Origin of the sequence: Rhizobium sp. GR12 (assembly GCF_036596185.1) — a bacterium.
Taxonomy (GTDB): Bacteria; Pseudomonadota; Alphaproteobacteria; order Rhizobiales; family Rhizobiaceae; genus Agrobacterium; species Agrobacterium nepotum.
The window spans coordinates 161,070-181,405 of record NZ_JASXTH010000006.1 but is presented as its reverse complement, the minus strand read 5'-3'; the positions used below and the strand labels follow the sequence as shown (position 1 = coordinate 181,405).

18 protein-coding genes and 1 riboswitch are annotated in these 20,336 nt (G+C 58.1%); of the genes, 8 read left to right on the top strand and 10 right to left on the bottom strand.

Annotated elements, in window-relative coordinates:
• The first annotated feature begins 78 nt into the window (after window positions 1–78).
• The 5 genes from QSK43_RS12485 (at window position 79) to QSK43_RS12465 (ending at window position 5,820) form a co-directional block, all read left to right on the top strand.
• Window positions 79–471, top strand: coding sequence for a VOC family protein (locus tag QSK43_RS12485; protein ID WP_332303693.1), 393 nt, complete (start codon window positions 79–81; stop codon window positions 469–471).
• A 44-nt stretch (window positions 472–515) separates the two neighbouring features.
• A riboswitch (TPP riboswitch) is annotated at window positions 516–626 on the top strand.
• Between the two features lie 39 nt (window positions 627–665).
• A complete protein-coding gene (gene thiB / locus QSK43_RS12480) occupies window positions 666–1,679 on the top strand; it encodes a thiamine ABC transporter substrate binding subunit (protein WP_332303692.1) in 1,014 nt (337 codons plus the stop codon).
• A 19-nt stretch (window positions 1,680–1,698) separates the two neighbouring features.
• Complete coding sequence (thiP, locus tag QSK43_RS12475; protein WP_332303691.1) at window positions 1,699–3,339, top strand: thiamine/thiamine pyrophosphate ABC transporter permease ThiP; 1,641 nt, start codon at window positions 1,699–1,701, stop codon at window positions 3,337–3,339.
• Entirely contained in the window at window positions 3,336–4,052 is a 717-nt protein-coding gene (locus tag QSK43_RS12470) for a thiamine ABC transporter ATP-binding protein (RefSeq protein WP_045019493.1), read from the top strand. The genes thiP and QSK43_RS12470 overlap by 4 nt, the downstream gene beginning before the upstream one ends.
• Before the next feature lie 253 nt (window positions 4,053–4,305).
• Window positions 4,306–5,820, top strand: coding sequence for a M48 family metalloprotease (locus tag QSK43_RS12465; protein ID WP_332303690.1), 1,515 nt, complete (start codon window positions 4,306–4,308; stop codon window positions 5,818–5,820).
• Window positions 5,821–5,879: 59 nt separating this feature from the next.
• Here the strand turns inward: QSK43_RS12465 and leuC are convergent, their stop codons facing one another.
• On the bottom strand, window positions 5,880–7,289 hold the full coding sequence (leuC, locus tag QSK43_RS12460; protein WP_332303689.1) for a 3-isopropylmalate dehydratase large subunit: 1,410 nt from the start codon (window positions 7,287–7,289) through the stop codon (window positions 5,880–5,882).
• A gap of 416 nt (window positions 7,290–7,705) precedes the next feature.
• Here leuC and QSK43_RS12455 point away from each other — a divergent pair, with 416 nt between their 5' ends.
• The gene (locus QSK43_RS12455) at window positions 7,706–8,983 is read left to right on the top strand and encodes an MFS transporter (protein WP_332303688.1); all 1,278 of its coding nucleotides are present in this window, start codon (window positions 7,706–7,708) and stop codon (window positions 8,981–8,983) included.
• 183 nt (window positions 8,984–9,166) lie between these two features.
• Here QSK43_RS12455 and QSK43_RS12450 read toward each other — a convergent pair whose 3' ends face one another.
• The 4 genes from QSK43_RS12450 to rplS all read right to left on the bottom strand — a co-directional run bounded on the left by QSK43_RS12450 (window position 9,167) and on the right by rplS (window position 14,110).
• Entirely contained in the window at window positions 9,167–10,072 is a 906-nt protein-coding gene (locus tag QSK43_RS12450) for a rhizobiocin (protein ID WP_332303687.1), read from the bottom strand.
• Between the two features lie 181 nt (window positions 10,073–10,253).
• Complete coding sequence (locus QSK43_RS12445; protein ID WP_332303686.1) at window positions 10,254–11,567, bottom strand: HlyD family type I secretion periplasmic adaptor subunit; 1,314 nt, start codon at window positions 11,565–11,567, stop codon at window positions 10,254–10,256.
• Window positions 11,560–13,296 carry a type I secretion system permease/ATPase gene (locus QSK43_RS12440; protein WP_332303685.1) on the bottom strand — a complete coding sequence of 579 codons (1,737 nt, stop codon included), beginning with the start codon at window positions 13,294–13,296 and terminating at the stop codon, window positions 11,560–11,562. The genes QSK43_RS12445 and QSK43_RS12440 overlap by 8 nt, the downstream gene beginning before the upstream one ends.
• A gap of 274 nt (window positions 13,297–13,570) precedes the next feature.
• Window positions 13,571–14,110, bottom strand: coding sequence for a 50S ribosomal protein L19 (gene rplS, locus QSK43_RS12435; RefSeq protein WP_045019506.1), 540 nt, complete (start codon window positions 14,108–14,110; stop codon window positions 13,571–13,573).
• A 266-nt stretch (window positions 14,111–14,376) separates the two neighbouring features.
• Between rplS and QSK43_RS12430 the strand changes: the two genes are divergently transcribed.
• Entirely contained in the window at window positions 14,377–15,123 is a 747-nt protein-coding gene (locus QSK43_RS12430; protein ID WP_332303684.1) for a sulfite exporter TauE/SafE family protein, read from the top strand.
• Here the strand turns inward: QSK43_RS12430 and trmD are convergent.
• The 5 genes from trmD to ffh all read right to left on the bottom strand — a co-directional run bounded on the left by trmD (window position 15,105) and on the right by ffh (window position 18,896).
• The gene (gene trmD / locus QSK43_RS12425; RefSeq protein WP_332303683.1) at window positions 15,105–15,809 is read right to left on the bottom strand and encodes a tRNA (guanosine(37)-N1)-methyltransferase TrmD; all 705 of its coding nucleotides are present in this window, start codon (window positions 15,807–15,809) and stop codon (window positions 15,105–15,107) included. The genes QSK43_RS12430 and trmD overlap by 19 nt on opposite strands.
• 5 nt (window positions 15,810–15,814) lie before the next feature.
• Window positions 15,815–16,381 (bottom strand): ribosome maturation factor RimM, encoded by a 567-nt coding sequence (gene rimM / locus QSK43_RS12420; protein ID WP_332303682.1) that lies wholly within the window; start codon window positions 16,379–16,381, stop codon window positions 15,815–15,817.
• A 203-nt stretch (window positions 16,382–16,584) separates the two neighbouring features.
• Window positions 16,585–16,962 carry a 30S ribosomal protein S16 gene (gene rpsP / locus QSK43_RS12415; RefSeq protein ID WP_045019514.1) on the bottom strand — a complete coding sequence of 126 codons (378 nt, stop codon included), beginning with the start codon at window positions 16,960–16,962 and terminating at the stop codon, window positions 16,585–16,587.
• Window positions 16,963–16,995: 33 nt separating this feature from the next.
• Window positions 16,996–17,313 carry a chorismate mutase gene (locus tag QSK43_RS12410; RefSeq protein WP_332303681.1) on the bottom strand — a complete coding sequence of 106 codons (318 nt, stop codon included), beginning with the start codon at window positions 17,311–17,313 and terminating at the stop codon, window positions 16,996–16,998.
• A gap of 11 nt (window positions 17,314–17,324) precedes the next feature.
• Window positions 17,325–18,896 carry a signal recognition particle protein gene (gene ffh, locus QSK43_RS12405; protein ID WP_332303680.1) on the bottom strand — a complete coding sequence of 524 codons (1,572 nt, stop codon included), beginning with the start codon at window positions 18,894–18,896 and terminating at the stop codon, window positions 17,325–17,327.
• Window positions 18,897–19,185: 289 nt separating this feature from the next.
• Here ffh and QSK43_RS12400 point away from each other — a divergent pair, with 289 nt between their 5' ends.
• Window positions 19,186–20,295, top strand: a complete 1,110-nt coding sequence (locus QSK43_RS12400; RefSeq protein ID WP_332303679.1) for an MBL fold metallo-hydrolase — start codon at window positions 19,186–19,188, stop codon at window positions 20,293–20,295.
• The last annotated feature ends 41 nt before the right edge of the window (window positions 20,296–20,336 follow it).

Genomic DNA, 20,336 nt, shown 5'->3' with positions numbered 1-20,336 from the left:
TCTTGACTGGGGCCTCATCCGCCTTTGACAGGGAGATGGAATTGCCGTTTTCTGTGCCGGTTCGGAGGAGTTCAGAAAATGCGCATGATCTTCGTCAATCTGCCCGTCAAGAATATCGAGACATCCAGAAGCTTCTTCACGGCTCTCGGTTTCAGCTTCAATCCGGAATATTCGGACGACCGCACGCTCTGCATGATCGTTGAGGAGAACATCTTCGTGATGCTTCTTCAGGAAGAGCGTTTTCGCGATTTCATCAATGGCGATATCGCCGACGCGACGCACAGCACCGAGGTCCTGACCTGTCTCACTGCGGCAAGCCGCGAGGAAATCGACCGGATGATCGAAACGGCGCTGGCCTCCGGTGGCAGCGGCTGGAAACCCGTGCAGGATCATGGCTTCATGTATGCTGGCAGTTTTCAGGATCCCGACGGTCACGTCTGGGAACTGGTGCATATGGCAGCGCAGAGCTGACGACAGCCATCTTGCCAATCTGAGGCGGCGCGATTACATCTCGTTTTGATCTAACGGGGTGTCTTTTGTATATTCATGCGAAAGGCTGAGAGGCTTGCCAACCCGAAGAACCTGATCCGGTTCATACCGGCGGAGGGATTAGACGGCTTCAAGGCAAGCGGCTATTTCCCTTTTTGTTTTTTGAGGAGATACCCGTGCGCCGTCGTCTTTTCCTGAATTCCCTCATTGCCGCTTCGCTGTTTCTGCCCGGTCTTGCCGTTGCGCAGGACAGACAGGAACTGACCGTCTACACCTATGAAAGCTTCGTTTCCGAGTGGGGTCCCGGCCCCAAGGTGAAGCAGGACTTTGAGAAGGTGTGCGATTGTACGGTCAACTTCGTTGGTGTGGCGGACGGTGTGGCGCTGCTCAACCGTCTGAAGCTTGAAGGGACGGGGTCCAAGGCGGATGTCGTGGTGGGTCTCGATACCAATCTGGTAGCAGAAGCGAAGCAGACCGGTCTTTTCGATATCAGCGGTATCGATGCATCGGCGGCCAAGGTGCCCGGCAATTATAAGGACGATGTTTTCGTACCCTATGATTACGGTCATTTCGCCGTCATCTATGATACGCAGACGGTGAAGAACCCGCCGACCAGCCTGAAGGACCTCGTGGAAGGCGACCCCTCGCAGAAAATCGCCATTCAGGACCCGCGCACTTCCACGCCGGGCCTTGGCCTGCTGCTGTGGGTGAAATCCGTTTACGGCGACAAGGCCCCGGAAGCCTGGGCGAAGCTCAGGAAGCGCATTCTCACCGTCACGCCGGGCTGGTCTGAATCCTATGGTCTCTTTACCAAGGGTGAGGTACCGATGGTGCTCTCCTACACCACGTCGCCCGCCTATCACATGGTCGCGGAAAAGACGGATCGCTATCAGGCCGCAGCTTTTTCCGAAGGGCACTACATCCAGATCGAGGTGTCCGGCCTTCTCAAAAACGCGCCGCATAAGGAGCTTGCGAAACAGTTCCTCGCTTTCACCCTGTCATCAGGTTTTCAGGATGCCATTCCGGAAAACAACTGGATGATGCCGGTTGCGGCGACGTCGAAGCCCTTGCCGGAGGCGTTTTCCAAACTCGTCGTGCCGCAGAAGACCTTTCTGATGGACCCGGAGGAGGTGGCGATGAACCGCAAGGCATGGATCGATGAATGGCTTGCGGCCATGAGCATGAATTGAGCAAGAGGCACACTCGCGCATGATGCTGCGTCGCGATTACAGGTGGTCGATCATTGCTGGAACGGCGGCGTTTGCCGCCGTTTTCCTGTTCATGGCGCTCGCCGTCGCGGCCCTCCTGTCTTTCGATGCCGGTGCATCCACTGCTGGAATCATGGATGCCTATACGCTGCGCATCCTGCGCTTCACGCTTTATCAGGCAACGCTCTCCACCGTTCTTTCCGTCGCTCTTGGCCTGCCGGTGGCGCTGGCGCTTTCCCGTCGACAGGATTTTCCGGGACGGATATGGATCATCAGGTTGATGGCGGTGCCGATGGGGCTGCCGGTCATCGTCGGCGCCTTCGGCATCATCGCCATCTGGGGCAGGCAGGGTGTTTTGAATACGGCCCTCGTTTCTGCCGGTGCAGATGAGCCTTTCAATATTTATGGCCTTTCCGGCATTCTCATCGCGCATGTGTTTTTCAATCTGCCGCTTGCGGTTCGGCTGATGCTGGCAGGCCTTGAGCGCATTCCGGGTGAATATTGGCGGATGGCGGCAAGTCTCGGCATGGGGCCGGTTTCGGTTTTCCGTTTCATCGAATGGCCGGCCGTCTCGCGGCTCGTTCCGGGCATTGCCGGGCTTGTCTTCATGCTGTGCGCCACCAGCTTCACGCTCGTACTTCTGCTTGGCGGCGGTCCGGCGGCGACGACGCTGGAGGTGGCGATCTATCAGGCTTTGCGGTTCGATTTCGATCCGCAGCGGGCTATCGCGCTTTCTGTTTTGCAAATTGCCCTCACCGCAATCCTGCTCGGCCTTCTCGCCTTTTTGCCGTCGCCCGAAGCAGAAATCGCCACGCTTGGTCGTCCTCTTCGCCGTTTCGACGGCAAAGGTGTTGGCGCCCGTCTCTGGGATGGGACGGCAATCGTTCTGGCGGTTCTGCTGATCGGCCTGCCGCTTGTCGCCATAACCGTCTCGGGCTTGAGTGCCGATCTGCCGCGCCTTTTGTCCGCGCCGATCTTCTTGCGCGCAGCGGCCACCAGTCTTGCAATCGCCGCGCTCTCCGCAATCCTCGTCGTGCTCACTTGCATGGCCATCATCGCTGCGCGACAGGCCGTGGGTTCAAGGCGGCACGCGGCTCAGCCCTTGCGTTTTCTCTCCGCCACGCTCGGGGCGGGGTCGTCGCTGGTGCTGCTGGTGCCACCCGTCGTGCTGGGAAGCGGGTGGTTCCTGTTGTTGCGGCCATTCGGTGATGTCAGTTTTTATGCCCCCGTCCTCGTGGCGCTGATCAATATGCTGATGGCGCTGCCGCTTGCGATGCGGGTGCTGGAGCCGGCCCTCGCCAGCCATTTTTTGCGCACTGGCCGGCTATCCGCCAGTTTCGGGCTTCAGGGCTGGACGCGGCTGCGGTTTGCCGATCTGCCGGTTCTGCGGCGGCCTTTGCTCATGGCGTTTTCCTTCGCCATGGCGCTGTCGCTCGGTGACCTAGGGGCGGTTGCCCTGTTCGGATCGGAAAGTTTCGTCACCTTGCCATGGCTGGTTTATAGCAATATGGGCAGCTACCGCACCAATGATGCCGCCGGATATGCGTTCATCCTTGGTGTCGTCTGTCTGCTGCTTGCCGCAGGCGGTGTCTCACGGCAGTCGCAACCGGCAGGGGCGCAATCAGCAAGGGCGAGCATATGACAGGCGGCGATTTTGCAGTGGAGCTGGACAAGGTCAGGCTGAGGCTCGGAACGCAGGATTTCGATCTTGATTGTGCATTCCCGCAGGGCAAAATAACTGCCGTCGTCGGCGCATCCGGTTCGGGAAAATCGACGCTCCTCAATCTCATCGCGGGTTTCGAAATACCCGATTCCGGTCGCGTGCTGATCGGTGGGCAAGACATGAAGGCGCTCGACCCTTCCGAAAGACCGGTATCATCGATCTTTCAGGATAATAACCTTTTCGCCCATCTTGATATCTTTACCAATATCGCGCTTGGCGTCAGCGCCGGGTTGAAATTGCGGGCGGAAGACCGTCAAAGGATCGAGATGGCGCTAACACGCGTGGGTCTGTCGGGTTTCGATAAACGTTTGCCCGGCACGCTTTCCGGCGGGGAAAGACAAAGGGCGGCGCTGGCACGCGCGTTGGTCCGAAAAAAACCGGTCATGCTGCTTGATGAGCCTTTCGCCGCGCTCGATCCGGGGCTGCGGGCGGGCATGACGTCCCTGCTTCTCGACTTGCATGCCGAAACAAAAAACACGGTGGTTATTGTCACGCACCATCCCGACGACATAAGAAAGCTGGCGCAACGGGTGGTTTTTCTTGATCGCGGTCGGGTCGTCTACAGTGGCGCGACCGCAGATTTCTTCGCCACACAAAATGTGAAGGCGGTGGACAGTTTTCTGAACGGCTGATCGCCTTATTTTCGACGCGCGCCGCTGGCAATCGCTTTAGATGACTTCAATGGCGCTAATTTGCACTTGCTAGTTTCAAGTTGTTGCCCGAGAAAAGACGAGAATTATTGCGTTCTTCAGGAATATTCCGGACTTGATGGATCGTTTTTACCGTTTCGACATTCATGGCTCGTTGGGGCGAATCTGTTATTCTGGTCTGCAATTAACGGATGATCAGGAACGTTAGGGGCAGGCATACAGAATGAGAAATAGCATGACTGCACAGTGGAGGCTCTTCTCCCGTTCAGGTCTTCGCCGTTCGGGCAGGGCGATTGCAGCCTGTTCCGTGCTGGCTGCATCCGCTGTGCTTCTGTCATCGTGCCAGTCTCTTTTCAGCCCTGCCTACCAGTCCACGTTGCGCCCATCGGACAATCCACAGACCGTGGAAGAGGTGCAGAAGAACGATCCCCGTGCCCAGATGGGCGCGCGCGAGCACCCCCGCATCGTGGCGAGTTATGGCGGTGAATATCGGGACGCCAAAACGGAACGGCTTGTCGCCCGCATCGCCGGTGCGCTGACGGCCGTGTCGGAAAATCCGCAGCAATCCTATCGCATTACCATTCTGAACTCGCCGGCCATCAACGCCTTTGCGTTGCCGGGCGGCTATCTTTACGTGACGCGCGGGCTTCTTGCTCTCGCCAACGATGCCTCGGAAGTGGCCGCCGTGCTTTCGCATGAGATGGGCCATGTCACCGCGAACCACGGTATCGAGCGCCAGCGCCGGGAAGAGGCGGAGGTGATTGCAAGCCGCGTGGTCGCCGAGGTGCTGTCCAGCGATCTTGCCGGCAAGCAGGCGCTTGCGCGCGGCAAGCTGCGGCTCGCGGCCTTTTCGCGCCAGCAGGAATTGCAGGCGGACGTGATTGGTGTGCGCATGCTGGGCGAGGCCGGTTACGACCCCTTTGCATCGCCACGTTTTCTGGATTCCATGGCGGCCTATGCACGGTTTTCCTCGGCCGATCCCGAAAACGACCAGAGCCTCGACTTTCTTTCCAGCCACCCCAACACGCCGCAGCGCATCGAGCTCGCGCGCCGGCATGCCCGCGCCTTCGGCCAGGAGGGCCAAGTCGGGGATCGTGGCCGCGACTGGTTTCTGGATGGCATAGACGGCCTGCTTTACGGCGACAGCCCGCAGGAAGGTTACGTCCGGGGCCAGACGTTCCTGCACGGAACGCTCGGTATCCGCTTCGACGTGCCGGAAGGTTTCGTCATCGACAACAAGGTGGAGGCTGTTCTTGCGACCGGACCGGGCGATGTGGCCATCCGTTTTGACGGCGTGGCCGATCCGAAACAGACCACACTTGCCAACTACCTGACCAGTGGCTGGGTTGCCGGCCTGATGCCGGAAACCGTGAAGGAAATCCAGATCAACGGTCTGCAGGCCGCGACAGCCCGGGCGACGGCGGACAAATGGGATTTCGACGTGACCGTCATCCGTGTCGGGCAGCAGATATTCCGTTTCCTGACGGCGGTGCCGAAGGGCAACACGCAGCTCGATTCCATCGCCAATGTGCTGCGCACGAGTTTCCGCAAAATGACTCCGCCGGAGATTGCTTCTCTGAAACCGCTACGGGTGCGGGTGGTGACGGTGAAGCCCGGTGAAACGGTGGCGACGGTTGCCGCAAGGATGATGGGAACCGACCGCAAGCTCGACATGTTCCGCATGATGAATGCGATGAGCGCCACCGCGACACTTCAGCCCGGCCAGCGGGTGAAGATCATTTCGGAATGAGATCCCAACAAAAAACCCCGGATCGCTCCGGGGGTTTTTGTTTCAGGCGCTATCGATAATTACCGCCACTCGCGAACATCAACGAAATGACCAGCGATCGCGGCTGCCGCCGCCATGGCGGGGGAGACGAGGTGGGTGCGGCTTTTGTAGCCCTGCCGGCCCTCGAAATTGCGGTTCGAGGTGGAGGCACAGCGTTCGCCGGGCTTCAGGCGGTCGTCATTCATGGCGAGACACATGGAGCATCCCGGCTCGCGCCATTCGAAACCGGCTTCGAGGAAAATCTTGTCCAGACCTTCCTTTTCCGCCTGTTCCTTCACGAGACCGGAGCCGGGCACGATCATGGCCGAGACGGTGGACGCAACCTTGCGGCCATCGACGATCTTCGCTGCGGCGCGAAGATCTTCAATGCGGCCGTTGGTGCAGGAGCCGATGAAGACGCGGTCGATAGCGATATCGGTGATGCGAGTGCCGGGTTTCAGGCCCATATAGTCCAGCGCACGCCATTTCGAGGTACGCTTGTTCTCTTCCGCGATATCGTCAGGATTGGGGACGATGCCCTCAACGGAGGTCACGTCCTCTGGCGATGAGCCCCACGAGACGATCGGCGGCAGATTGGCTGCGTTCAGCACCACGACCTTGTCATAATGCGCACCTTCGTCGGATTTCAGCGTCTTCCAGTAGGCAATGGCCTCTTCCAGCGTCTCGCCCTTCGGCGCGCGCGGCTTGTCCTTGATGTAATCGAAAGTGGTCTCATCAGGTGCGATCAGACCGGCGCGGGCGCCGCCCTCGATGGTCATGTTGCAAACCGTCATACGGCCTTCCATGGAGAGCGAACGGATCGCCTCGCCTGCAAATTCGATCACATGGCCGGTGCCGCCCGCCGTACCGATCTCACCAATAATGGCGAGGATGATGTCCTTGGCGGTGACGCCGTCCGGAACCTTGCCATCGACACGCACCAGCATGTTCTTGGCTTTCTTCTGGATCAGCGTCTGGGTCGCCAGCACGTGCTCCACTTCCGACGTGCCGATGCCGTGCGCGAGCGCGCCGAAAGCGCCATGGGTGGAGGTGTGGCTGTCGCCGCAAACGATGGTCATGCCTGGCAGGGTGAAGCCCTGTTCGGGGCCGACGATATGGACGATGCCCTGGCGCTTGTCGCGCTCGGAATAATATTCGACACCGAAATCCCTGGCGTTTTGCGCAAGCGCTTCCACCTGAATACGGCTTTCCTCGTTCTTGATGCCTTCCAGCCGATCGGCGGTGGTGGGCACGTTATGATCGACCACGGCAAGCGTGCGGGTGGGCGAGTGCACCGGACGGCCAGCAATGCGCAGGCCTTCGAAGGCCTGCGGGCTCGTCACCTCGTGAACCAGGTGACGGTCGATATAGAGAAGACAGGTTCCGTCCGGGTCACGATTGACGACGTGGTCGTCCCAGATCTTGTCATACAGGGTGCGGGGTGCGCTCATGGCTCTGTGCCTTGTCATGGAAAAGGTAAAATCAGGGTTCAGCAGGCGGTGGACAGCGGGTGCTGTCAGGCGAGCCTAAGTCGGCTATTGAGCGCCCCGGAAATGCGCGCGAAAAACCGTGCCGGCAGACGCTTGTGGTCCTGCAGCACATAAACATTCTGCGCGAGACATCCGAATTTAGATCCCATGAGGGACTTCATAGCAGATTGCCGGTTTCGCGGCAATATGAATGCGTGCCGTCGGTAACGTCGTGTTTATGTGCGTTGCAGCATCGGTTTCTGATAGTAAAAGGCCGCCTATGCAGCTGTTCCGTCTTTGGTCATGACGCGATGCAACTTGCGTATTTTGCATCGCACATATAGATGGGTCCCCTTATCATTTGCATTTCGACGAGCAATCGAAGGGAGGAAAAGCACATGGTATCGGAAAAATCCCTTATCTCGAAGATCACCTGGCGGCTGATGCCGTTTCTTGGCCTTCTCTATCTCATCGCCTATATCGACCGGCAGAATGTCAGCTTTGCCAAGCTGCAGATGGTCGATGCGCTCAGCCTCAGCGAATATGCCTATGGTCTTGGCGCGTCGCTGTTTTTCATCGGCTATTTCCTCTTTGAGGTTCCGAGCAACCTGTTCCTCAACCGTTTCGGCGCCAGCAAATGGTTCGCCCGCATTCTGGTCTCTTGGGGCGCCGTCACCATTGCGCTCGCCTATACGCAGAACGCCACCATGTTCTACATCCTGCGTTTCCTGCTCGGGCTTTGCGAGGCTGGTTTCTTCCCGGGCGTGCTGTTCCTGATGACGCTCTGGTTCCCGCGTGATTATCGTGGACGGATGATTGGCCTGTTCATGATCTTCAGCGCGCTTGCCAATGCAATCGGCGCACCGCTTGGCGGCATGCTGCTCGACCTTGATGGCCTGCTCGGATATGCCGGGTGGGAATGGGTGTTTCTGGCAACGGGTATTCCCGCTGTGATCGCCGGCATCGTCACTTTCTTTTATCTTGATGATACGCCGGAAAAGGCGAAGTTCCTGACGCAGGCTGAAAAGGACTGGCTGAAGAACCGGCTGGCCGAAGAAAACAAGGGCATGGAAGAGCACGCGGAGGACGGCTTCAAGGCGTTGATCAATCCGCGCGTGCTGTTCATGGCGCTATGCTATGTCGGTTTTCCGCTGGCGGCCTATGGTCTCAGCTACTGGCTTCCGACGATCGTGAAGGGCTTCGGCGTTTCCGATACCGCCAATGGCTTCATCAACATCATCCCCTGGGTGATCGTGGCTGTTGCGCTGTTCGTTGTGCCCCTGGCGGCCGACAAGGCCAAAAACAAGACGCCCTATATCGTCGGTCCCGCCTTCATCGGTGCATTTTGCCTGCTGATGTCGGCGTTGCTCACCAATCCGGTCTTGCAGTTCGCCTTCCTCTGCATTGCCGCTGCGGGCATTTTTGCCGGCCAGCCGGTGTTCTGGAGCCTTCCCGGACGTTTCCTTAAGGGGGCCGGTGCTGCCGCCGGCATCGCCGCAATCAATTCCGTCGGCAATCTGGGTGGCTTCGTGGCGCAGAATGTGGTGCCGTGGATCAAGGACCAGACCGGCAGTACGATTGCGCCGATGTTCTTCCTTGCCTTCTGCCTTGCGCTTGCAGGTGTGCTCGTCATCATCGCGGCGCGCAAAATGGGCAATCAGGCAGAAGCCGCCTGATTTTCGGAAAGACAGACAGCCGGGTCTGCCGGCTGTCGCGACATTTTTGGTCCGATACGCTCGGCACGGCCATCTTCGTGAACCGCAATTCCCTCGTAAAGCATTGCGCTAAAAAACGTGGCCCGGACATAATCCGGGCCATGATTCTACGGAGTGTCGCTAGTGCACTTCTCTATGAGAGAATTATGCGGTGAACCAATCGTTACCGGTGAGGTGAACACCCGAGAGGACGATTTTCTCACCCTTGTGCTCACCGGTTACGTTGTAGTTCAGGATGGTATCGTCATCGAATGTTGACACCGCCCACTGATCGACTGTCGTGCCGACCAGCTTCAGCTTGTCCATGGCGGCATTGAAGCCGGAGATGGTATCTGTGGCAAGGCTCTTCGCCATGTCGCCCAGATTGAAGACGAAGGTATCGGCTCCACCGCTTGCAGTGATCCGATCGATGCCCGTGCCGCCGGTCACCAGCGACGAAGCGAGCTTTACGCCGCTCAGGTTGATTTCATCATTACCTGCGCCGGCGTCGATCTTGACGGACGTGTAGCTGCCATCGGTGACGCCCGCGATACCACTCACGGTGCCGGCCTTGACGGTGACAGTATCGTTGCCTGCGCCGGTATCGATCTTGAAAGCGTTTACCCAGCTCTTATCGTTCGAAACGACAGATAGGTTGACCGTGTCGTTGCCCGCGCCGGTCGCGATGTTACCACGCTTGGCATTGTGAACTTCAACGTTGGACGAACCTGTGCCGCCGAGGAGAACGTCCACCTGAACGAAATCCTTGAACGTAAGGTTTTCAGAGGTATCGGACTGGGCGAGAGCGTTCTTCACCGAATTCCACGACGAACTTACGTCGAATGTGAAACCGTTTGCGTTGGGGTCGTAACCGACATCGACCTTGCCGCCAGCGCCACTGCCGGGAACCGATACGGCCCCGACGTTGACCACGCCTGATTCGAGCGAAGAGCCGTTTTTGACTTGTGCCGTCGATTCCGTGAGGAGCTTATAAGCTTCCTGATCGACCAGACTGGTGAGTGACGAAACCGAAGCGGCACCGCCATTACCGAAAGTTACTTTTAAAGCCATTTTACTCTCCTACAAATTTTTGAGATTCGATTAATCGAAATTAAATTTATAATAAATATTACGGGCAATATTTAGTACATCATAAACGACAAGACAATATGAGAAATTGTTTTTTTCGGATAAATTCTCGTTTTTGGTGTATTTCGGAATATTCTCTAAAAAAAACTGCAATAAACGTCGTTTATTCCTGCAGGAACGTCTTTCTAAGCCTGTCCTGGAATGGTTTTACAAAATAGGAAAGAACACTTCTTTCGCTCGTCTGTATGAAGACTTCGGCCGGCATGCCCGGGTATAACCGCCTGCCAGGCAAATGATCCATGCCGGTTTTGCTCGGCTTGATGCGCAGCGCATAATATGATGCCCCGGTGCGGGAATCTGTCTGCAGGTCCGGTGCGACGACGGCGACTTCAGCGTTTACATCCGGTGTGGTGCTTTGGTTGAAAGCGGTGAACCGGATGGTCACCGGCTGCCCGACGTAAATCTGGTCGATGTCGCTCGGAAGGACATTGGCGTCGATCGCAAGGTCTTCCTTCGCCGGAACGACCAGCATAAGCACTTCGCCCGGCTGAATGACGCCATTTATATTGTGCACCGACAGCTGGTAGATGCGCCCCGCGATCGGCGAGCGAATATCGAGGCGATCCAGCTGGTCACGCGTTGCCGCAAGCCGTTCTTCATATTCCGCGACAGTCGCTTCGATTGAGGTCAAATCTTTTGTGACCTCGGATTTGCGGTCCTCGTCGAGCTGAAGCAACTGCAAGTCCATTTCGCTCAGCTTACCCACCGTCTGTGCACGTGAGGCCATATATTGGCCCTGCTGACCTTCAAGATTGGAAAGCTGCCGCTTGAGAAGATTGAGGCGCTGAAGCGTTACGAGACCCTTCGCGTAGAGTTCCCGTGTCTTGGAAACGTCTTCCCTTACAATACTCAGTTCATTGTTGGTCGCCTCGATCTGAACGTCCATGCCGCGCGCCTCGTCGGCGAGCTGATCCTTGCGCGTGGCCAACTGTTTTTTCATGCCGATCAGCGCACTGCGACGGCTGTTGAAAAGGTTCTGCTCACTGTCGCTGAAAGTTTTGGCAGCCTTGGAATTGGTCAAGACGGCCAGATCTTCGGGCGTAGTGAAAGAGGACGCATCGGAAATCTCGGCCCGCAGACGCGCGCGGCGCGCATAGACTTGCGCAAGCGTATTTTCGACGATGGACAGGTTCGCCTGAACGATCGTGCCGCTCAGCCGCAGCAAGATTTGACCGGCCTCCACCGTGTCACCTTCAGCAACATTGATCTCGCTGACGATACCGCCGGAAAGATGCTGAATCTTTTTGGAGTTCCCCTCGACAACAACCCGGCCCGTGGCCACGACCGCACCAGAAAGTTTCGCCAGAGCCGCCCAGCCGCCCAAACCGAAAAGAAGGCCGACGGCAAGAATGGTCACGGCGGCCGAGTGTTTGATAATGGATGCATTCGTCATGCCGGTTTTCTCTGCCTCACCCATTTTCACTCACCCTGTTTTCCAGCTTGCGTATGTCTTCCTCTGTTTCGGGTACCTGGCGAATGTTCTGCCGCAGGATTTGCGCAAGCACCTCTTCCTTGGTGCCAAAGCGAAGCATTCGGCCGTTGCTCATCACCATCACGAGATTGACGCTTTCTATGGCGCTGGGGCGATGGGCAATGACGACCACGATGCCGCCCCGGCTCCTGACGTCGCCAATGGCGTTACGCAAGGCTGTTTCGCCTTCGCTGTCCAGATTTGAGTTCGGTTCATCGAGAATGACGAAGAACGGTTCTCCGAAAAGCGCTCTCGCAAGGCCGATGCGCTGTTTTTGTCCGCCTGACAATGCCTCTCCACGGTCACCGATATAGGTGTCGTAACCGTTCGGCAGGTTCAGGATCATTTCATGGACCTGAGCGGCCTTGGCTGCGGTAATGATCGCTTTCGCCGTCGCATCCCGATCGAAACGCGCGATATTTTGCGCCACCGTGCCCGGCATCAGCTCCACCTGCTGGGGCATGTAACCGATGGACTTACCGAGAAGGTCGAAATCCCACTGGTTCAGCGCAGCCCCATCGAAGCGCACGGAACCCCGTTCATAGGGCCAGATACCGGTTATCAAACGCGCCAGCGTGGATTTACCGGATGCGCTGGGGCCAATGATGCCAAGACCATCGCCCGCGTTCAGCGTAAAGGAAATATCGGCCACGGTGTCGCGCGCGCCATTGGGCGGACCGCCGGTCACGCGATCAATAGCCACGGTATATTTCGGTGGCGGCAGGGAGAGCGGCTGTGAGGGTTCCGGCACGAGTTGGAGAAATTCGTTGATGCGATTCCAGCCCTGTCGCGCGGTCATGAAGCTGCGCCAGTTTGCAATCGCCTGTTCGACGGGGCCTAGCGCCTTTGCCGAGAGGATGGAGCCTGCGATAATGCTACCCGCTGAGGCATTCCCCTCGATAACCAGCCAGGCGCCGATTGCCATCACACCTGACTGTAACAACAGGCGGAATGTTCGGGAAATCGCGCTGAGCGTGCCCGCCGTGTCCGATGTCGACAGAGTGACAGCGCGATATCTGGAGTGCAGATCGTCCCACATCGACGTCACCGCACTCATCATGCCCATGGTTTTGATGGATTCGATGTTGCGCTGACTGCTGCCGACGAGTGCATTTCGCTGCCCGCGTACGGCATAAGCCTGCTTGGTCGCCCTTTCGGTGAGCCAGTTGGTTATGAGCGTCAACACGACAAGGACGAGGGCACCGCCGAGCACGGCAAAACCGATCCACGGATGCAAGGCGAAACAGATCAGCAGATAGATGGGCAGCCAGGGAATATCAAAGAAAGCTGCCGGCCCGGGGCCGGACAAGAACTGGCGTATCTGATCGAGATCGCCAACGATCTGCAGTCCATCGATCTTGCCATAAGCGGCAAGTGGCGCGCTGATCGACGCCCTGAAGAGCTTTTGATTGAGCGCATCGTCCATAGCGTCCGAGATGCGCGCCAATATCCGGCCGCGCAGAATGTCGAACCCCACAAGAAAGGCATAGAGAATAATCAGCAGAACAACCAGGGCGACAAGGGAGGGAATACTCTTGCTGGGCAGAATGCGATCATAAACCTCCAGCATGAAAAGGGAGCCTGAGAGGTTAAGAATATTCATGAGCGCGCTGGCAAGGCCGACAGCGAAGAAAGCACGCTTATTTTTTGTTAAAAAAGAATTAAATAAAAACATATCAACACCTAAAACTGCGCGAAAATTGCACAATACGTAAAACTAGGCAATGCTATTCGAGAATGTTCTAAAGAAATTAAGCGAAAGAATAAGTAGCAATACGACTTTGATCTTGATCTGTCGACGTGAAGACATTTCGAAGAGAGGCGAGAGGTAAAGGGGCGCTGGTTTCTGCGGACCGTAAAGTTGTCGACCGAATTTTTGTCGCATGACGGCGCAACAAAAAAGGCGGTCCTAAGACCGCCTTTCCCGTAGATCCATCGAAATGGAAATCTTATTCCGCTGTGGCTTCCGCAGCCTTTGCTGCTTCTTCCGCTGCCTTGGCTTCTGCGGCTTCGGCTGCTGCCTTTTCGGCGGCGAGAGCCTGTGCTGCTGCTACCTTTTCAGCTTCCAGGCGTGCCTTTTCTTCGACAATTGCCTGGCGCTCGGATTCGTTCAGCTTGCGCGCGCGTGTACCGGTGTTCTCAACGATACGGGCAGCCTTGCCGCGACGATCGCGCAGGTAATAGAGCTTCGCGCGACGAACCTTACCGCGGCGAACGATTTCAACGCCTTCGACCAGCGGGGAGTAGATCGGGAACACGCGCTCGACGCCTTCGCCGTAGGAAATCTTGCGAACGGTGAAGCTTTCGGAAAGGCCACCGCCGGAACGGGCGATGCAAACGCCTTCGTAAGCCTGAACGCGGGTACGGGTACCTTCGGTCACGCGAACGTTGACGCGCAGCGTGTCGCCCGGAGAAAACTCAGGCAGGGTGCGCTTTGCTTCGATCTTGGCAGCCTGTTCGGCTTCCAGCTGCTGAATGATATTGGTCATGTTAACCTCTGATTTCTTCTGAAACAGCCAGAGCGCTCAACGATTGTCTTTCGGTCAATGCCTTCAGACTATGCCTTGCGGCAGGAGCGGGTTCGCCATTCTTTGCTTGCGGTTAAAGGGGAAAACCCCAATTCCAAGCGCGCACATATACGAGACTGCGCCATTTGTCATCCCTTCATGACAATATTTTATCAATTCTGCGCGACATGACGGCAGTTGCGAAGGTGTGTTTCACCAGCTATGGCATGGCAACCTTGGGAGGGGCCATGTCGATTTTCATTATTCTGATGCTTATTGCGACCGGTTTTCTGTCGGGTGTCGTCAATGCGATTGCCGGCGGCGGCACCTTCCTGACCTTCGGGGCGATGACGCTTGCCGGTCTGCCGCCCATCGTCGCCAACGCTACGTCGGCGATCGTGCAGTTTCCAGGCTACATCACGTCCGTGATTGCCTATGGGCCGGAAATCCGCGCCCACTGGCGCGAGGCGATCCTGCTGTCGGTCGTTTCGATCGTCGGCGGGCTGGCGGGGTCGCTCCTGTTGCTGTCGCTCGACAACCCCTCCTTCCGCCAGCTTGTGCCATGGCTGCTTCTCGCCGCCACTGCCGTTTTCGCCGCCGGCCCGTGGCTGCGGCCGAAGGCCAGTGCCGAGCGTTCGCCCGGTAACTTCACGAGCCTTGTCTTTCAGGGGCTTGCCTCCGTCTATGGCGGTTTTTTCGGGGCGGGCATGGGCATCATGATGCTGGCCATCCTCGGAATGACTTCGGGCGGCAGCTATCATCATCTGAATGCGCTGAAGAACCTGCTGTCGGTGGTGATCGCCGTCATCGCCATTACGATATTCGTCAGCGGCGGCGTCGTTTCCTGGTGGGCAGCCCTCATCATGTTTCCGGCGGCGGCACTTGGTGGATATGTGGGCGTGCACGCGGCAAGACGGGTGCCGCAATGGATCATCCGCTGGCTGGTGATTGCGGTCGGACTGATATTGACGGCTTATTATTTCGTCTCGACCTGAGCCGTTGCCTTCTCCAGAAGGTCGGGCCGTCTTTCCTTCGTCAGCGCCAGTGCCTGTTCGCGTCGCCATTTGTCGATGACGGCGTGGTTGCCGGAGGTCAGAACGGCGGGGATGTCGCGGTCTTCCCAGAGTTGCGGACGGGTATAATGCGGATGCTCCAGTAGCCCGCCCTCGAAGCTTTCATGCACGCCGGAAAGATCGTTGCCCATGACACCCGGCAGAATGCGCACGATGGCGTCCAGAAGCGTCAGAGCCGCCGGTTCGCCGCCGGAGAGGATATAGTCACCGATCGATACTTCCTCCAACCCACGCGCATCGATCACCCGCTGGTCGACGCCTTCGAAACGGCCGCACACGATGATTGCGCCATCGCCCGCCGCCAGTTCGCGCACGCGGTCCTGCGACAGCGGTTTGCCGCGCGGGCTCATCAGCAGGCGCGGTCGCGTATCTCCGTCAGAAACATGATCGATGGCTGCGGCCAGAATGTCGGGTTTCAGCACCATGCCGGCGCCGCCGCCTGCCGGTGTATCATCGACGCTTCTGTGCCGGTCGGTGGCGAATTCGCGAATCTGCACGGCCTCAAGCGACCATTGCCCACGCTCCAGCGCTTTGCCCGCCAGCGAATATCCGAGATGCCCCGGAAACATTTCCGGGTAGAGCGTCAGAACGGTAGCCTTGAAGGTCATTGGTTTTATTTCTTGCCGAAAGGCGATGTGCCGGTTTCGTCTTTGTCGTCGGGATTGTCGATCAGGCCGGCGGCCATCGGATCGATGAGAATGCGTCTCGCCTCCAGATCGATTTCAAGCACGGCCGCCTCCGAAAACGGAATGAGGGCGGGGCGGCGGCCTGCGCCCTTCAGTTCCAGCAGGTCACCCGCGCCAAAATCGTAGACGGCGCTGACGGCGCCATAACTTTTGCCTTCGGCATCGACGGCTTCCAGCCCTTCGAGATCGGCATAATAAAATTCGTCGTCGTCCAGTTCGTCATCCGGCAGATTGTCGCGTTCGATAAACAGTTCAAGCCCATTCAGGCTTTCCGCCGCGTTGCGGTCATTGATGCCCCTGAAGCGGACGACGACGACATTCTTGCTCTCGCGAACCTCCAGAATTTCGAAGACGCGGCCATCGGCGCTGACCAGATTGCCATAGTCGCCGAGCGCCATCGGTTCGTCCGTATAGGTGCTGACACGGACTTCGCCGCGCAATCCCTGTGCGCCGCCGATCTTTGCCATGAGTATCGGGTTTTCCAGCTTTGCCATCGGGCCGTCCGTCTTCTGGTGTTGGTTGCGTCTGGTTTACAGCATCGGCGTGAAAATCGGAATCGATTTCACAGGGCACGATGCGCAGATTCAACACGTTAGAGCATAGTTCCTGAGGCTCTAAAGTTTATTGATGCCAAAATAAACAAAAAACGGGCGGCATGGAAAACCACGCCACCCGTTCTCTAAAATTCTAATGCAGATTATTCTGCAGCAGAGGCTTCTGCTGCGGCAGCAGCTGCATCTTCAGCCTTCTGCTTCTTTTCTGCAACGCGTTCCAGAGCGCGCTTGCCCGGCAGTGCCTTTTCCGGGTTGCTGCGAACGGCGCGCTCGGCAACGCCGGCCTCTGCGAGGAAGCGCAGAACGCGGTCGGTCGGCTGTGCGCCCTTGGCGATCCATTCCTTGATGAGGTCAGCCTTCAGCTCGATGCGCTGCGGGTTGTCCTTGGCAAGCATCGGGTTCCAGGAACCGACCTTCTCGAGGAAACGGCCGTCGCGGGGCGAACGGGCGTCAGCAACGACGATCTGGTAATACGGGCGCTTCTTGGAACCACCGCGTGCGAGACGAATTTTAAGTGCCATGTGATTTACTCCTTAAGATGGCTTGTCCGCCGGTCAGGCGGTCTTTTCAGTACCGCCGTGTTCGGCGGCTATTGCTTCATGATGCCGGATGACTTCCGTGATGACGAAGTTTAAAAACTTCTCGGCGAAATCCGGATCCAGATTGGCATCCTTCGCCAGACGGCGAAGGCGTTCGATCTGGTATTCCTCGCGCGCCGGGTCCGCCGGCGGCAAATTGTATTTTGCCTTCAGTACGCCCACCGCTTTGGTGCAGCGGAAACGTTCGGCAAGAATGTGAACCAGTGCGGCATCGATATTGTCGATCGACTGGCGGTATTCGGAAAGCTGGGCTTTCACTTCTGTGTTGTTCACTGGCGTTGCCCTCACTTCTTTTTCGGGAAGCCCGGCAGGCCCGGCATACCGCCCAGACCCGGCAGCTTGGCCCCGCCGAGACCAGGCAAACCACCCGGAAGACCACCAAGACCGGGCATAGCGCCCGGCTTGCCGAGACCGGCGGCTTCAGCTTGCTTCTGGAGCGCTTCGAGCTGCTTCGGGTCGATGTTCGACAGATCGGGCATACCGCCGCCCCCAAGACCACCAAGCCCCATCTTGCCCGCAAGGCCGCCCATCATCTGCTTCATGATGCCGCCTTTACCCTTGCCGCCCATGGCTTTCATCATGTCGGCCATGCCGCGATGCATCTTCAAGAGCTTGTTGATTTCAGCGGCATCGGTGCCGGAACCGGCGGCAATGCGCTTCTTGCGGCTGTGTTTCAGAATATCGGGATTGGCGCGTTCCGCCCTGGTCATCGACGAGATGATGGCGATCTGGCGGTCGAACATCTTGTCGTTCATACCGGCCGAAGCCATCTTGTCCTTCATGCCGGCCATGCCGGGCATCAGCCCCATGATGCCGCCCATACCGCCCATCTTCTTCATCTGGCCAAGCTGGTCGGAGAGATCGTTGAGGTCGAACTTGCCCTTGGCCATCTTTTCGGCCATGGCGCGGGCTTTTTCCGCATCGATGTTTTCGGCGGCCTTCTCGACCAGCGAGACGATGTCGCCCATGCCGAGAATACGGTCGGCGATACGGCGCGGATGGAACTCGTCGAGTTCGTTCATGCGCTCGCCGATACCGATCAGCTTGATCGGCTTGCCGGTGACGGCGCGCATGGAGAGGGCAGCACCGCCGCGTCCGTCGCCGTCCATACGGGTCAGCACGAGGCCGGTAATGCCGACACGCTCATCGAAGTTGCGCGCGAGGTTGACGGCGTCCTGACCGGTCAGCGAATCCGCGACCAGCAGGATTTCATGCGGGTTGGACTTCTTCTTGATGTCGGCCATTTCCAGCATCAAGGGTTCGTCGATATGGGTGCGGCCGGCGGTGTCGAGAATGACGACGTCATGGCCGCCGAGCTTGGCTGCCTGCACGGCGCGCGCGGCGATATCGACCGGCGACTGGCCGGCGATGACCGGCAGCGTGTCGACGCCGGTCTGCACGCCCAGCTGGCGAAGCTGTTCCTGTGCTGCCGGACGGCGCGTGTCGAGAGATGCCATCAGCACCTTCTTCTTCTCGCGGTCGGTCAGGCGCTTGGCGATCTTGCCGGTGGTCGTGGTCTTGCCCGAACCCTGCAGACCCACCATCATGATGACGACGGGGGCGGCCGCATGCAGGTCGATCGAGACGCCTTCGGTGCCGAGCATCTCGACAAGTTCGTCATGCACGATCTTGACGACCATCTGGCCGGGCTTGATGGATTTCAGAACAGCTGCGCCGACAGCCTTTTCACGCACCTTGTCAGTAAAGGAGCGCACGACTTCCAGCGCAACGTCCGCTTCCAGAAGCGCACGGCGAACCTCGCGCAGGGCGGCAGCAACATCGGCTTCCGTCAGCGCGCCACGGCCGGTCAGTCCATTCAGAATGGAACCAAGGCGGTCCTGGAGGTTTTCAAACATCGTTTATTCCTTCTTCGTTCCGGGGTCTCCGAAACGTCGGTGCTTTCGCTGCCAAAAACAAGACGCAAAGCCAAAAAGCACCCGAGGGCGCATCGCGCTGTCGGGTGTTGACCTCCTGGATCTCTTTATACCTTTGCGGGTCCCGGTCGGCGGCTTGGAGTCGTGAAACTGCCAGCTGATTGGCGGCGATAAACAGGAATGCGCGGGAAAAGTCAAGACCGTGCCGGTTTTTCACACGGCAACGCATGCTTCTTCATCTTTGCGTGATCGGACCCAAGGCGCAACGGCGATGCTTGAACGGCGTCGTTCCGCTCCCTATACCTTTTCCATGAAACGTCGAAACTTCTTTCGTTTTTCCGCACTTGGTCTGCTTGCTCTCGCGGGCGGCGGCCTGTTTGCGCGCCGTTCGAACGCCGGGGCCTATTATAGCGGTCCGGTCTCCGATCATTTCGACGGGACGCGTTTCTTCAATCCCGACGGTTTGCCGCCCGGCAATTTCATGGATCTCATGAAATGGCGATTTAATGGCGAGCGCACCAGGTGGCCGGAAAGCTATCCGAGCCCCTTTCCCTTCGCAAAACCCGAAAGCCGGGTCGATGGCAAGGACATCCGCGTCACCTTCGTCGGCCACGCCTCCTTTCTCATCCAGACAGCGGGGCTGAATATTCTCATCGATCCCGTATGGTCCGAGCGCACCAGCCCGTTCAGTTTCGCCGGTCCCAAACGCGTCAACCCGCCCGGTATCCGTTTTGAGGACTTGCCGCCCATCGATCTGGTGCTGGTGACGCATAATCACTACGACCATCTGGATATGGAGACGCTGAAGCGTCTGCATGTGGCGCATAAGCCGCTTTTCATTACGCCGATCGGCAATGACGCCATCATCCGCACCGGCGTTGAGGCGGCGCGCATCAAGGTGGGTGATTGGGGCGATGTCGTGGAGATGGGTGCGGTCAAAATTCATTTCGAACCCTGCCACCACTGGTCTGCGCGTGGCCTGAATGACCGGCGCATGGCGTTATGGGCCGCCTTCGTCATCGAAACGCCGGGTGGCAAGATCTACCACATCGGCGATACCGGCTTCCACGATGGCCTCAATTATCACGCCGCACGTAAGAAGCATGGTGATTTCCGCCTCGCCAATCTGCCCTTCGGTGCTTACGAGCCGCGCTGGTTCATGAAGGGCCAGCACCAGAACCCGGCGGAAGCCGTGGAAGGCATGAAGATTTGCGGTGCCGCGCATGTCTGCGGCCACCATTGGGGCACGGTGCAACTGACCGATGAGGCGGTCGATGCGCCGCTTGCGGCGCTCAAGGCAGCACTTGCCGGGCAGGGGGTAGACGAGAGCCGTTTCCGGCCCATGCGTCCGGGCGAGGTTTTCGACACGCCTTCCGTCTGAGTGCTGCCCGGTTTGCGCTGCAACAGTCTGGTAATTTACCG